Source organism: Thioalkalivibrio sp. HL-Eb18, from assembly GCF_000364985.1.
In the GTDB taxonomy this organism is placed as follows: domain Bacteria; phylum Pseudomonadota; class Gammaproteobacteria; order Ectothiorhodospirales; family Ectothiorhodospiraceae; genus Thioalkalivibrio.
This window is the reverse complement of sequence record NZ_KB822962.1, coordinates 123,335-136,904: the sequence shown is the minus strand read 5'-3', so window position 1 is coordinate 136,904 and position 13,570 is coordinate 123,335. Positions and strand designations below refer to the sequence as shown.

Sequence of the window (13,570 nt, the reverse complement as noted above, 5' to 3'; positions counted from 1 at the left end):
GGCTCGGCCGCTTTTGCGCGCGCACGGCGTTGCGGTTCCCTTGTGCAGAATGCTGCACGGCAGTCACCGCGCCTTGTTCGCACGCAAAAGCGACTCGAGCGCGAGCGCGTGCATTAATCAGTGTTTCCCTAGACGAGCAGGACTGAAACGATGGCAAAACGTGGACTGGGCCGCGGGCTCGATGCCCTCCTGTCGGGGGCACAAAGCGGCGACGAGAGCGACTCCCTGGCGCAGCTGCCGATCGACCAGATCCGCCGCGGTCAGTATCAGCCGCGCGTGCATATGTCCGAGCCCGCGCTCGCGGAGCTGGCCGAATCGATCCGCGCCCAGGGCATTGTCCAGCCGGTCGTCGTCCGGCGGGTCGAGGGTGGCTTCGAGCTGATTGCCGGCGAGCGCCGCTGGCGCGCCGCCCAGATCGCGGGACTGGAGAGCGTGCCCGCCGTGGTCCGCGATATCCCGGACCAGGCCGCGGCCGCGATGTCGCTGATCGAGAACATCCAGCGCGAGGACCTGAACCCGCTGGAAGAGGCCCAGGCCATCCGGCGCCTGATCGACGAGTTCGAGATGACCCACCAGGCGGCTGCCGACGCGGTCGGCCGTTCGCGCACCTCCGTCACCAACCTGCTGCGTCTGCTGGAGCTGCACGACGTAGTCAAGGAACACGTGAACGAGGGCCGGCTGGAGATGGGCCATGCCCGCTCGCTGCTCGCCCTGCCGCTGGACGATCAGCCCGGGGTGGCCGCGACGGTCGTCAAGCGCGACATGACCGTTCGTGCCACCGAGCAACTGGTGAAGAAGGTCCTCTCGGCGCAGCCGGAACCGCGCAAGGAAGCCGGCCCCTCGCCCGAAGTCCGGCAACTCGAAAGCCGCCTTTCCGACCGCCTCGGCGCCCCCGTTCAGGTCCGTTACAATCGCCAGGGCAAGGGCCGGCTGGTCATCGAATACAACAGCCTCGACGAGCTCGACGGCATCCTCGAACACATCCAGTAAACCACCCCTCCGCCTCTCCCAAAGCCTCTCGCCAGCACGCTTTCGACACCCCATAACGGTTTGACCTAATAGAAGGGTGCTCTTATAATGCGCGCACTTTTTGGGAGAGGGGTGGGTGTGCCCATCCGCTGAATGACACCGCGACGCTTCAGACACGCCCTGCAATCGATCGGTCTGCAGCTCGCCCTGACGCTGATACTGTCGGGCCTACTACTGGCCCTGTTCCCCCCGATCGTGGCGATCTCGGCCATGGTCGGCGGCTTGACCGCGACCCTCGGCAACGCCGTGGCCGCGGTCGTTGTGTTTCGAGCCTACCAATCCGATCAGGTGGGCTCGCTCACGGCGCGCATGATGGGCGCCGAGCTGGGACGACTCGTAATCATCGCGGTGGCATTCGGGGTGGCGTTCGCTTACCTGGACGAGCCGAACTTGCTGGCTTTGTTCGGCATCTTCCTCCTGGTGCATCTGGCCCCGCTCTGGTGGCTGCACCGGGTTTCTGATCAAGCAATGACGAGATAACTGCATGGCTTCAGAAAGCGAACTGCCCACGATGGAAGAGCACATTGCTCACCATCTCACGAACCTCACCTTTGGGCTCCACCCCGAGAACGGGTTGAGCTTCGCCACGACCAGCACCCAGGCCGCGGAAATGGGCTTCTGGGCGATCCACGTCGACTCCATGCTGTGGTCGATTGGTCTTGGTCTCCTCTTTATCCTCACGTTTCGCGCTGCGGCCAAAAAGGTCACTGCCGGTGTCCCGGGCGGCTGGCAGAACTTCGTCGAGATGGTCATGGACTTCGTCAACGACAATGTCCGTGGCTCGTTCAAGCACAAGAATGACATGGTCGCGCCACTCGCGCTGACCATCTTTGTCTGGATCTTCCTGCTCAACCTGATGGACCTGGTGCCGGTGGACCTGCTGCCGCACATCGCCTATCTGCTGGGCATCCCTTACTTCAAGATCGTGCCGACCACGGACATCAACGTGACCGCAGGCCTGGCGCTGGGCGTTTTCGTCCTGATCATCTACTACTCGCTGAAGATCAAGGGCCCAGTGGGCTTTATCAAGGAACTGACGGGTATCCCGTTCCAGACCAACATCGTGTTCCTGAAGCCGATCTTCTGGGTGATCAACTTTGCCCTGGAGTTCATCAACCTCCTGGCCAAGCCCGCATCGCTCGCCCTGCGACTGTTCGGCAACCTGTACGCGGCCGAGATGATCTTCATCCTGATCGGCGTCATGTACTCCGCGGGCCTGATCCTGGGTCTGGCCGGTGGCGTGCTGCATGTCGGCTGGGCGATCTTCCACATCCTCGTGGTGCCGCTGCAGGCCTTCATCTTCATGGTGCTGACCGTCGTCTATCTGGACATGGCGTACAGCGAAGATCACTGATTCGATTCACCTTCAAACTGACCGTTTCAACACTCGACTGGAGATACAAAAATGGAAATGGCTAACGCTCTGATCGTCCTGGCTGGCTCTCTGCTTCTGGGTCTGGCCGCTGTCGGCGCCGCCATCGGCGTGGGTACCCTGGGTGGTCGCTTCCTGGAAGGCGCCGCGCGTCAGCCGGAACTGATCCCGATGCTGCGTACTCAGTTCTTTATCGTGATGGGTCTGACCGACGCCGTGCCGATGATCGGCGTGGGTATCGGCCTGTACGTTCTGTTCGCCCTGGGTTAACAAGGCTGAGCGAGTCCCGAGGTCCCCTCCACTCGTCAACCTGAGGTAGCAGGATGAATATCAATCTGACCATCATCGGCCAGCTCCTCGCGTTTAGCGTGTTCGTGTGGTTCACGATGCGCTACGTTTGGCCGCCCATGTCCGCCGCCCTGGAAGAGCGCCGCAAGAAGATTGCGGACGGCCTGGCCGCCGCCGAGCGTGGCGAAAAGGAACAGGAGCTCGCCCAGGAGCGCGCGACCGCGGTGATCAAGGAGGCCAAGCAGCAGGCCAACGAGATCATGGCCTCTGCGCAGAAGCGTGCGACGGAGCTGGTCGAGGAAAGCAAGACCACCGCGCGCGAGGAAGGCGAGCGTATCAAGGAACAGGCGCACTCCGAGATTGAGCAGGAGATCAACCGTGCGAAGGAAGAGCTGCGCAAGCAGGTCTCCCAGCTGGCGGTTGCCGGTGCCGAGCAGATCCTGGCCAAGGAGATCGATGCCAAGGCCCACGGCGATCTGCTGAAGAAGCTCGCGGCCAAGCTCTAAGGAGACGTTATGTCAGACCTGATTTCGGTCGCCCGACCCTACGCCCGCGCAGCATTCGAGCGGGCCCAGGAGAAAAACGATCTCGCTGGCTGGGCCGAGCAGCTCGAGTTGCTGGCGGCGATCGCCACCGACTCGCAGATGCACAGTCTCCTCTCCAACCCGCGGCTCCCGCGTGCCGATCGCGCGCAGCTCGTGCTGGACGTGGCCGGCGACAAGGTCGGCCCCGAGGCCGGCAACCTGGTTCGGCTGCTGGCCGAAAACGGGCGCCTGCCCGCGCTGCCCGCCGTATATGACGCGTTCTCCGCGATGAAGGCCGAGGCCGAAAAGCGCGTGCACGCCGACGTGGTTGCCTTCCGCAAGCTCACGCAGGCGCAGGAGAAAGAGATCCACGATGCCCTGGCGAAGGGCCTGGGTTGCGAAGTCGATCTCGAGTGTTCGGTCGACAGCTCCCTGCTCGGGGGGGCCATCATCCGCGCCGGCGACCTGGTAATCGACGGCTCCGTGCGAGGCCAGCTGAACCGCCTGGCTGCCAATTTGAGTCGCTAAGAGGATATTTAACATGCAACTGAATCCCTCCGAGATCAGTGATCTGATCAAACAGCGCATCGAGAAATTCGATGCCTCCTCCGAGGCCTCCACCGAGGGCACCGTGGTCAGCCTGACCGACGGCATTGCTCGCGTGCACGGCCTCGGCGATGTCATGCAGGGCGAAATGATCGAGTTCCCCGGCGACACCTTCGGCATGGCGCTCAACCTCGAGCGCGACTCTGTCGGCGTCGTGATCCTGGGTGACTACAAGCACATCAAGGAAGGCGATACCGCGAAGTGCACCGGTCGCATCCTGGAAGTGCCGGTCGGCGAGGGCCTGCTGGGCCGCGTGGTCGATTCCCTCGGCCGCCCGATCGACGGCAAGGGCCCGGTGGACACTGGCGTCACCAGCCCGATCGAGAAGATTGCCCCCGGTGTTATCGACCGCCAGTCGGTTGATCAGCCGCTGCAGTCCGGCATCAAGGCGATCGACGCGATGGTCCCGGTCGGTCGCGGCCAGCGCGAGCTGATCATCGGCGACCGCCAGACCGGCAAGACCGCGGTGGCCATCGACGCGATCATCAACCAGAAGGACTCCGGCGTTAAGTGTATCTACGTCGCCGTGGGTCAGAAGGCCTCGTCGGTCGCCTCCGTGGTGGCCAAGCTGGAAGAGGCCGGCGCGATGGAGAACACCATCATCGTCGCCGCCAACGCCTCCGAGTCGGCCGCGATGCAGTTCATCGCCCCGTACGCCGGCTGCGCGATGGGCGAGTACTTCCGCGATCGCGGCGAAGACGCCCTGATCGTCTATGACGACCTGACCAAGCAGGCCTGGGCCTATCGTCAGGTCTCGCTGCTGCTGCGCCGTCCCCCGGGCCGTGAAGCCTATCCGGGTGACGTCTTCTACCTGCACTCGCGTCTGCTGGAGCGCGCCTCGCGCGTGAACGCCGACTACGTCGAGCAACTGACCAACGGCGAAGTGAAGGGCCAGACCGGTTCCCTCACCGCGCTGCCGATCATCGAGACCCAGGCAGGTGACGTCTCGGCGTTCGTGCCGACCAACGTGATCTCGATCACCGACGGCCAGATCTTTCTCGAGACCGACCTGTTCAACTCGGGCATCCGCCCGGCGATCAACGCCGGTCTGTCCGTCTCCCGAGTCGGTGGTGCCGCGCAAACCAAGATCATCAAGAAGCTGGGTGGTGGCGTGCGTCTGGCGCTGGCGCAGTACCGCGAACTGGCTGCGTTCTCGCAGTTCGCCTCCGATCTCGACGAGCTGACCCGCAAGCAGCTTGACCGCGGCAAGCGCGTGACCGAGCTGATGAAGCAGGGCCAGTACCAGCCGATGTCCATCGGCGAAATGGCATTCTCGCTGTACGCCGCCAACGAGGGCTACCTCGATGACGTCGAGGCGGACAAGGTCGTGAGCTTCGAAAAGGAACTGATCGCCTACGCGCGTTCCTCGCAGAAGGAGCTCCTGGACGAAATCAACAGCTCTGGCGACTACAACGACTCCATCCAGGAAAAGCTGAAGAAGGCCCTGGAAGAGTTCAAGGCCAAGCACAGCTGGTAACGGGAGCACGCAATGGCGGGCACTAAGGAGATCCGGACGCAGATCAAGAGTATCCAGAATACTCAGAAGATCACGAAGGCCATGGAGATGGTCGCCGCGTCCAAGATGCGCAAGGCCCAGGACCGCATGGAAGAGTCCCGGCCCTACGCCCAGAAGATCCACGACGTGATCGGTCACGTCGCGATGGCCAATGCGGAGTACAAGCATCCGTTCATGGTCGAGCGCGAAGTGAAGCGTGTGGCGCTGATCATCGTCTCGACCGATCGCGGCCTCTGCGGCGGGTTGAATACCAACCTGTTCAAGAAGGCCGTCGGCGAGATGCGGCGCTACCGTGACGAAGGCGTAGAGGTGGACCTGTGCGTTGTCGGCAACAAGGCGCTGCAGTTCTTCAAGCGCCTGGGTGGCAACATTGTGGCCGAGGCGCGCGATCTGGGCGATCGCCCGCATATCACGGACCTGATCGGTTCCATCAAGGTGGTGCTGGACAACTTCCGCGACGGCAAGGTCGACCGCGTCGTGCTGCTGGAGAACAAGTTCGTCAACACGATGACCCAGCAGCCGGAGGCGACCCAGCTCCTGCCGACCGCGCCGAGCAAGGACGAGTCCCTGAAGCATCACTGGGACTACATCTACGAGCCGGATACGGTTCCGGTGATGGATACCCTGCTCGAGCGCTATGTCGAGTCGCTGATCTATCAGGCGGTGGTCGAGAACGTGGCCTGCGAAATGGCCGCGCGCATGGTTGCGATGAAGTCGGCCTCCGACAACGCCGGCACGATGATCAAGGACCTGCAGCTCGTCTACAACAAGGCGCGCCAGGCTGCGATCACCCAGGAGATCTCCGAGATCGTCAGCGGCGCGGCTGCGGTCTAGCGCCCGCCGGCACCAATCGATCGGCTCGGCACGAATTACGACTTACGAGGATGAACAAATGAGTTCCGGAAAAATTGTCGAAATCATCGGCGCCGTCGTGGACGTGGAATTCCCCCACGGCGAAGTGCCCAAGATCTACGACGCCCTGACCCTGGAAAACGGCCTGACCCTTGAAGTCCAGCAACAGCTGGGTGACGGCGTCGTGCGCACGATCGCCATGGGGACCACCGAGGGTGTGAAGCGCCAGACCCCGGTCACCGCGACCGGCAAGCCGATCTCCGTGCCGGTCGGCAAGGGGACCCTGGGCCGCGTGATGGATGTCCTCGGCCGCCCGGTGGACAACGCCGGCGACGTGGAGGCCCAGGAGACCTGGTCGATCCACCGCGCCGCCCCGACCTTCGACGAGCAGGCGGGCTCCACCGAGCTGCTGGAAACCGGCATCAAGGTGATCGATCTGCTGTGCCCCTTCGCGAAGGGCGGCAAGGTCGGCCTGTTCGGCGGCGCCGGCGTGGGCAAGACCGTGAACATGATGGAGCTGATCCGCAACATCGCGATCGAGCACTCCGGCTACTCCGTGTTCGCCGGCGTGGGCGAACGTACCCGTGAAGGGAACGACTTCTACCACGAGATGAAGGACTCCAACGTCCTCGACAAGGTGGCCCTCGTTTATGGCCAGATGAACGAGCCGCCGGGCAACCGTCTGCGCGTCGCGCTGACCGGCCTGACCATGGCCGAGTTCTTCCGTGACGAAGGCCGCGATGTGCTGATGTTCATCGACAACATCTACCGTTACACCCTGGCCGGGACCGAGGTCTCTGCGCTGCTGGGTCGTATGCCTTCCGCGGTGGGCTACCAGCCGACCCTGGCGGAAGAGATGGGTGTGCTGCAGGAGCGTATCACCTCGACCAAGAAGGGCTCGATCACCTCGATCCAGGCGGTCTACGTGCCGGCGGATGACTTGACCGACCCGTCTCCGGCCACGACCTTTGCGCACCTGGATGCGACCGTCGTGCTGTCGCGCCAGATCGCCGAGCTCGGTATTTACCCGGCGGTGGATCCGCTGGACTCGACGTCGCGCCAGCTGGACCCGCAGATCATCGGGCAGGAGCACTACGACACCGCCCGTGCGGTGCAGAACACGCTGCAGCGTTACAAGGAGCTGAAAGACATCATCGCGATCCTCGGCATGGACGAGCTGTCGGAAGACGACAAGCTGGTCGTGGCCCGTGCGCGAAAGATCCAGCGCTACCTGTCGCAGCCGTTCTTCGTGGCCGAGGTCTTCACCGGGGCGCCCGGCAAGTACGTGTCCCTGAAGGACACCATCCGTGCGTTCAAGGCCATCGTGGCTGGCGAGTATGACCATCTGCCCGAACAGGCCTTCTACATGGTCGGCACCATCGAGGAAGCCGTCGAGAAGGCCGAGAAGCTCGGCTAAGGAGTGAGCAACATGCCCATGACGATGCACGTGGATGTGGTCAGTGCCGAGGAGTCCATCTACTCCGGGACCGCGCTGATGATCGCGGCCCCGGCCGAGGGTGGCGAGGTCGGTGTCTATGCGGGCCACACCCAGATGCTGGCGCGCCTGCACCCGGGCGAGCTGCGCATCCTGGAAAAGGAAGGCGCCGATCCGCAGCCGGTGTTCGTCTCGGGCGGTATCCTCGAGGTCCAGCCGTATCATGTGACCGTCCTGGCGGATACGGCGGTGCGGGCGAAGGATCTCGACGAGGCCGAGGCGCTGGAGGCGAAGAAGCGTGCGGAGGAGGCCCTGGAAAACTCCAAGGCCGATTTCGACTACGCCAAGGCGCAGGCGGAACTCGTGGAGGCCGCCGCCCGCCTGCAGATGATCCAGAAGTTGCGCCGGAAATAATCCGGCAAACTGCGACGAATGACCGACCCAAAGGGCCAACCGATTCGGTTGGCCCTTTATGATTGCACCCATGCCTGACACGAAACCCCTTCATATCGCGGTCCTCGCCGCCGGCAAGGGGACGCGCATGCGGTCGCGTCTCCCCAAGGTCCTGCAGCTTCTTGCCGGACGCCCCCTGCTGGATCATGTCCTCGAACGCGTCGCGCCGCTGCATGCCGCCGCTCTCCACGTCGTGGTGAGCCACGAACAGGAACGAGTGCGTGCGGCGTTTCCCGATCACCTCCCCGCGCTTGACTGGATCGACCAGGGTGAGCCCCGCGGGACCGGGCATGCGGTGTATGAGGCCCTGCAGCACATCCCCGACCATGCCCGCGTCCTGATCGCCTATGGCGACGTCCCGCGGATCCCGGTCGCGGACCTGGAGGCCTGCGCCCGCGGCGACGGCGTCACGGTGTTGGCCGCTCAGGTTCCCGATCCGAGCGGCTACGGCCGCCTGATCCTTGATGCGGAGGGCCAGCTCGACCGTATCGTCGAGCACAAGGAGGCCACCCGCGCGGAACGAGCAGTCGACCTGATAAACACCGGCGTCCTCGCCGCTCCGGCCGGGGACTTGCGGCGCTGGCTTGCGGCCTGCGAACCCGATCCCGCCGGACCACGGGAGTGGTATCTCACCGACATCGTGGCCGTGGCGCGGGGTCAAGGGCGGGTGATCGAGGTCGTGCACAGTTCCGACCCGGTGGCCGTGCTGGGGGTGAACGATCGCGAGCAGCTGGCGGTCCAGGAGCGCCTGCACCAGGCGGAGCAGTGCGCCCGGATGATGCGGGACGGCCTCGCGGTGGCGGACCCCGCGCGTCTGGATGTGCGCGGCGTCCTGAAATTCGGACAGGACTGCTCGATCGACGTGAACGTCGTGATCGAGGGCACGGTGACACTGTCGGACGATGTCTATATTGGCCCCGGCTGCGTGCTGCGCGACTGCGAGATTGGATCCGGCACGCAGATTGCGGCACACAGTGTCCTGGAAGGTGTACGGATCGGCGAGGGCGCGACCGTTGGACCGTTCGCCCGCCTGCGTCCGGGGACGGAGCTCGGTCCCGGTGCCCGCGTCGGCAACTTCGTCGAGATCAAGAACGCCACGCTGGGCCCGGGCGCGAAGGCGAACCACCTGACCTACGTCGGGGACGCCAGCGTCGGGGCCGGTGCCAATCTGGGCGCAGGAACGATCACCTGCAACTATGATGGTGCGAACAAGCATCGCACCGAGATTGGCGACCGTGCGTTCATCGGCTCCAACACGGCTCTGGTGGCGCCCATCCGCATCGGCGATGACGCGACGGTGGGCGCTGGCTCGACCTTGTCGGACGATGTCGACCCGCGCGCGCTGGCGCTGACCCGTGCCCGCCCGCGCGTTATCCAGGACTGGCCGCGCCCCAAAAAGAAATCTGACTAGGGAAACAATGATGAATGTACGCACTCGCGTTGGTACCCCAGGTTTTCCGAGACAAGGCGCGTCGTGCAGCGGGTAGTGGTTCTACCCGCAAGCGGCGCAACGCAGGATCGGGGAACCTGGGGTGCCAACCCCACGGGGCTCGGCCGCCCGTTGTTGATCAAAAACGGGCGCGGGAACGGCGTTGCGGCTCCCTTGTGCAGAATGACCGCACAGCAGTCGCCGCGCCTTGTTCGCACGCAAAAGCGACTCGAGCGCGAGCGTGTACATTCATCATTGTTTCCCTGAGGAGCTTCCATGTGCGGTCTGCTGGCAGGTATTGGTGAGCGCAACCTGGTCCCGATCTTCGTCGAGGGTCTGCATCGACTGGAATACCGCGGGTACGACTCCGCCGGTGTAGCCGTCATCGAGGACCGCGCGCTACGTGACGTCCGTGCGGTTGGCAAGGTGGCCACCCTGGAGGAACAGATCGACGCGGCCGGCCTGCAAGGGCCGGTGGGCATCGCCCATACGCGCTGGGCCACCCACGGGCCGCCCACCGAGGTGAATGCCCACCCCCACCGTTCCCGTGACGGCCGGGTCGCCATCGTCCATAACGGCATTATCGAAAACCACGCCCGTTTGCGAGACGAGTTGGCCGCCGCTGGCTGGCCTTGCGTATCGGCAACCGACAGCGAGGTCATCGCCCATCGTATCGAGCAGGCCCTGGTCGACGGGTCCGCGCCCCTCGAGGCCATGCGCCGGGCCTGTGCCGACCTTGAAGGCGCCTATGCGATCGCGGCGGTGTTTGTCGACTATCCGGACGAGCTGATCGTCGCGCGTTCCGGCAGCCCGCTGATCCTGGGCCTGGGGATCGGCGAGTTCTTCGCCGCGTCGGATATCCAGGCCCTGCTGCCGGTGACCCAGCGGTTCGTCGACCTCGAGGACGGGGATATCGCCCGCCTGACGCGCAAGGGAGTGGAGATCCAGGACCTGCACGGCCAGCCGGTCGAGCGCGGCATCCGCGAGAGCCGCTGTCAGGCAAGCGTTGCCGATCGTGGCGAATACCGCCACTTCATGCTCAAGGAGATCTACGAGCAGCCGCACGCGCTGGAGGAGACCCTGTCCGGTCGTCTGGGCGCGGACGCCGTGCTGGAGAATATCCTCGGGCCCGGTACCAGCGAGCGCCTGGTCGATGTCCGCGCTGTGCAGGTCGTGGCCTGCGGCACCAGCTATCACGCCGGCATGGTCGCGGCCCACTGGATCGAAGAGCACCTGGGACTCCCCGCCCGCGTCGATGTGGCCAGTGAGTACCGCTATCGGCGCCACGTGCTCGCCCCGGGCACGTTGCTGGTGGTGATCTCCCAGTCGGGGGAAACCGCCGATACCCTCGCCGTGCTGCGCCAGTCCCAGGACGAGCCGTTCCTGGCTCGTCTGGCTATCTGCAATGTCCCCGAGAGCACCATGGCCCGTGCCGCCGATCTGGTGCTGATGACCCATGCCGGGCCCGAGATCGGCGTCGCCTCGACCAAGGCATTCACGACCCAGCTGGCCGCCCTCGCCACCCTCGTACTCCTGCTGGGCCAGACCGCTACGGCCGCCCGTATGACCGCCGAGGAGCGCGCCGCTGCGGTGACGGCCCTGCGCAGCCTCCCTGATCAGGTGGCGCGCATCCTGGCCCTGGACAACCCGATTGCGCGCGTCGCCGAGGGTCTGATGGAGCGGCAGCACGCCCTGTTCCTCGGGCGCGGGGCCCATTTCCCGATCGCCCTGGAGGGCGCGCTGAAGCTGAAGGAGATCTCCTACATCCATGCCGAGGCGTATCCCTCGGGCGAGCTGAAGCACGGACCGCTCGCGCTCGTGGACACCGAGATGCCGGTGGTTGCGGTGGCCCCCGACGACGCGCAGCTGGAGAAGCTCTCCAGCAACCTGCAGGAGGTGCGCGCCCGGGGTGGCCAGCTGATCGTGATTGGTGAGTCCAGTGCGGCGCGCACCCTGGCCCCGGAGGATATCTGGATCGGCCTGCCGCAGAGCGAGCCCCTGAGCCCCTGGCTGGCGCCGATCCTGCTGACCGTGCCGTTGCAGTTGCTGGCCTACCATACGGCCGTGCTCAAGGGCACGGACGTCGATCAGCCGCGCAATCTGGCGAAATCGGTGACGGTGGAATAGCCCCTCGCACGCGGTCCCCGCGGAGTTTCTATCAGGAAACGCTTGTATTCGCCGGGCGGGTCGGCTAGATTCGGGCGCGCTCGAATAACCGTACGATCAGGAGTATCCCATGGATCAGCAAGAGCTCAACAACCGCTGCGTCACCCTGTTTCAGTCCCCGCGTATCCAGACCAAACTCTGGAACCCGCGCATGTTCTGGAACGTTGGCCGCAAGCTGAACGTGACCCCCGAGGAACTGACCGAGCCCAAGGTCGACCTCTGCGAGCTTGAGGTGATGCTGTCCGCGGCCGCCTACGAGCCGTCCCAGTGCGCCGACAACCTGAATGGCCGCGAGTCCGGCCGCGCCGACTTCATCCGCCGTGCTGTGCAGTCCGGCCAGCGCCCGTTCCTGCGTCGCGCCGCCTGATCCGGTCTCCTGACTGGTGATGTCGAAGACCCGGCCTTTGCGCCGGGTCTTTTGTTTTGGGGCGTCGGTCAGGGCTTCTCAGGCGCGCGTCTCCAGCCAGAAGGTCACCGGGCCGTCGTTCACCAGGCTGACCTGCATGTCCGCACCAAAGCGCCCGCTGGCGACCTGCGGGTGTGACGCCTGCGCCTGGCGCACCAGATATTCGAACAGCGCCTGGCCATGCTCTGGGTTCGCGGCGCTGGTAAAGCTCGGCCGCATACCCTTGCGCGTATCGGCGGCCAGCGTGAATTGCGGCACCAGCAAGAGCCCGCCGCCGGTATCCTGAAGGCTCAGGTTCATGCGGCCTTCGGCATCCGCGAACACGCGGTAGCCGAGTACGCGCTCCAGCAGCCGCCTGGCGGCCGACTCGCTGTCCTGGGGTTGCACCGCGACCAGTGCCAGTAGCCCCGGGCCGATCGCCGCAACGCGCTCGCCGCCGATGTCCACCGCGGCCTCGGTTACCCGCTGGATCAGAGCGATCACCCCGAGGCAGCCCCGGTCCCGCCCGCGACCTGCCCCTCAAGATCATCGGCCAGGGTATCGGTCGCCGCGACCAGCTTGCGCACGATGCCTGGCTCGGCCGCCGAGTGCCCGGCATCGGCGACGATCGCCATGCGTGCCTGTGGCCAGGCCCGATGCAGTTCCACCGCCTGCTCCACCGGGCACACCACGTCGTAGCGCCCGTGCACGATCCAGCCCGGTATGTCGCGCAGGCGTGGGGCGTCGCGCAGCAGCTGGTCCGGTTCCAGGAAGGTGTCGTGCATGAAGTAGTGGCACTCCAGCCGCGCCAAACTCACGGCGACATCCGGATCGTCGAAATGGGCGATCACGTCGTCGTTCGGGATCAGGCAGGAGGTGTGTCCCTCCCAGCCTGACCAGGCGCGCGCCGCCGTGTGCCGGATCGCCGGATCCGGATCGGTCAGCCGACGGTAGTAGGCCCCGACCAGGTCGTTGCGTTCGTCCGGCGGGATGGGCTTCAGGTAGTGGGCCCACGCCTCGGGAAACAGGCGGTCGGCCCCCGACTGGTAGAACCACTGGATGTCCCGCGGCCGGCACAGGAATACGCCGCGCAGGATCAGACCGAGCACCCGCCCCGGGTGGGCCTGGGCGTAGGCCAGTCCCAGGGTAGAACCCCAAGAGCCGCCGAACACCGCCCAGCGCTCGATCCCCAGGTGCTCGCGCAGGCGTTCGATATCGGCCACCGCGTGCCAGGTCGTGTTGGCCTCCAGGCTCGCGTGCGGCGTCGAACGCCCGCAGCCGCGCTGGTCGAACAGCACAATGCGGTAGCGCTGCGGGTCGTAGAAGCGCCGATGCCACGGCTCGCAGCCCGAGCCTGGCCCCCCGTGCAGGAACACGATCGGGATCCCGTCGGGTGTGCCACATTCTTCAAAATAGAGCTCGTGGCCGTCACCGACCGCGAGCCTTCCTGTGTTGTGCGGTTCGATCTCCGGGTACAGGGTGTCCATTGATCAGTGTTTCCTAGATTGCGGGCCC

At 65.1% G+C, this 13,570-nt stretch carries 15 protein-coding genes; 13 read left to right on the top strand and 2 right to left on the bottom strand.

Translation table 11 applies throughout. From position 1 onward, the window contains the following. Nucleotides 1–150 precede the first annotated feature (150 nt). The 13 genes from F813_RS0103380 (at nt 151) to F813_RS0103320 (ending at nt 12,037) form a co-directional block, all read left to right on the top strand. Entirely contained in the window at nt 151–990 is an 840-nt protein-coding gene (locus F813_RS0103380; RefSeq protein WP_017925558.1) for a ParB/RepB/Spo0J family partition protein, read from the top strand. Nucleotides 991–1,122: 132 nt separating this feature from the next. Continuing rightward, nucleotides 1,123–1,509: an ATP synthase subunit I gene (locus F813_RS0103375; RefSeq protein WP_017925557.1), complete on the top strand. Its 387-nt coding sequence runs from the start codon at nt 1,123–1,125 to the stop codon at nt 1,507–1,509. A 31-nt stretch (nt 1,510–1,540) separates the two neighbouring features. Further along, nucleotides 1,541–2,383, top strand: coding sequence for a F0F1 ATP synthase subunit A (gene atpB, locus F813_RS0103370; protein ID WP_017925556.1), 843 nt, complete (start codon nt 1,541–1,543; stop codon nt 2,381–2,383). A gap of 51 nt (nt 2,384–2,434) precedes the next feature. After that, nucleotides 2,435–2,671 carry a F0F1 ATP synthase subunit C gene (gene atpE / locus F813_RS0103365; RefSeq protein WP_012983953.1) on the top strand — a complete coding sequence of 79 codons (237 nt, stop codon included), beginning with the start codon at nt 2,435–2,437 and terminating at the stop codon, nt 2,669–2,671. A gap of 53 nt (nt 2,672–2,724) precedes the next feature. Continuing rightward, nucleotides 2,725–3,195 (top strand): F0F1 ATP synthase subunit B, encoded by a 471-nt coding sequence (locus tag F813_RS0103360; RefSeq protein WP_017925555.1) that lies wholly within the window; start codon nt 2,725–2,727, stop codon nt 3,193–3,195. A gap of 9 nt (nt 3,196–3,204) precedes the next feature. Next, on the top strand, nt 3,205–3,741 hold the full coding sequence (locus tag F813_RS0103355; RefSeq protein ID WP_017925554.1) for a F0F1 ATP synthase subunit delta: 537 nt from the start codon (nt 3,205–3,207) through the stop codon (nt 3,739–3,741). A gap of 13 nt (nt 3,742–3,754) precedes the next feature. Further along, complete coding sequence (gene atpA, locus F813_RS0103350; protein ID WP_012983950.1) at nt 3,755–5,296, top strand: F0F1 ATP synthase subunit alpha; 1,542 nt, start codon at nt 3,755–3,757, stop codon at nt 5,294–5,296. Nucleotides 5,297–5,308: 12 nt separating this feature from the next. Then, entirely contained in the window at nt 5,309–6,169 is an 861-nt protein-coding gene (gene atpG, locus F813_RS0103345) for a F0F1 ATP synthase subunit gamma (RefSeq protein ID WP_017925553.1), read from the top strand. 58 nt (nt 6,170–6,227) lie between these two features. Continuing rightward, nucleotides 6,228–7,604: a F0F1 ATP synthase subunit beta gene (gene atpD / locus F813_RS0103340; protein WP_017925552.1), complete on the top strand. Its 1,377-nt coding sequence runs from the start codon at nt 6,228–6,230 to the stop codon at nt 7,602–7,604. Nucleotides 7,605–7,616: 12 nt separating this feature from the next. Next, on the top strand, nt 7,617–8,036 hold the full coding sequence (locus tag F813_RS0103335) for a F0F1 ATP synthase subunit epsilon (RefSeq protein WP_017925551.1): 420 nt from the start codon (nt 7,617–7,619) through the stop codon (nt 8,034–8,036). 70 nt (nt 8,037–8,106) lie between these two features. Further along, complete coding sequence (glmU, locus tag F813_RS0103330; RefSeq protein WP_081601278.1) at nt 8,107–9,486, top strand: bifunctional UDP-N-acetylglucosamine diphosphorylase/glucosamine-1-phosphate N-acetyltransferase GlmU; 1,380 nt, start codon at nt 8,107–8,109, stop codon at nt 9,484–9,486. 294 nt (nt 9,487–9,780) lie between these two features. Beyond that, nucleotides 9,781–11,631, top strand: a complete 1,851-nt coding sequence (gene glmS, locus F813_RS0103325; protein ID WP_017925549.1) for a glutamine--fructose-6-phosphate transaminase (isomerizing) — start codon at nt 9,781–9,783, stop codon at nt 11,629–11,631. Nucleotides 11,632–11,740: 109 nt separating this feature from the next. Continuing rightward, nucleotides 11,741–12,037: a hypothetical protein gene (locus F813_RS0103320; protein ID WP_012983944.1), complete on the top strand. Its 297-nt coding sequence runs from the start codon at nt 11,741–11,743 to the stop codon at nt 12,035–12,037. 78 nt (nt 12,038–12,115) lie between these two features. On the opposite strand, the gene dtd is transcribed toward F813_RS0103320, so the two are convergent. Both dtd and pip read right to left on the bottom strand, forming a co-directional pair. Beyond that, nucleotides 12,116–12,559: a D-aminoacyl-tRNA deacylase gene (dtd, locus tag F813_RS0103315; RefSeq protein WP_012983943.1), complete on the bottom strand. Its 444-nt coding sequence runs from the start codon at nt 12,557–12,559 to the stop codon at nt 12,116–12,118. After that, nucleotides 12,556–13,542: a prolyl aminopeptidase gene (gene pip, locus F813_RS0103310; RefSeq protein ID WP_012983942.1), complete on the bottom strand. Its 987-nt coding sequence runs from the start codon at nt 13,540–13,542 to the stop codon at nt 12,556–12,558. Before pip ends, dtd begins: the two co-directional genes overlap by 4 nt. Between the last annotated feature and the right edge of the window lie 28 nt (nt 13,543–13,570).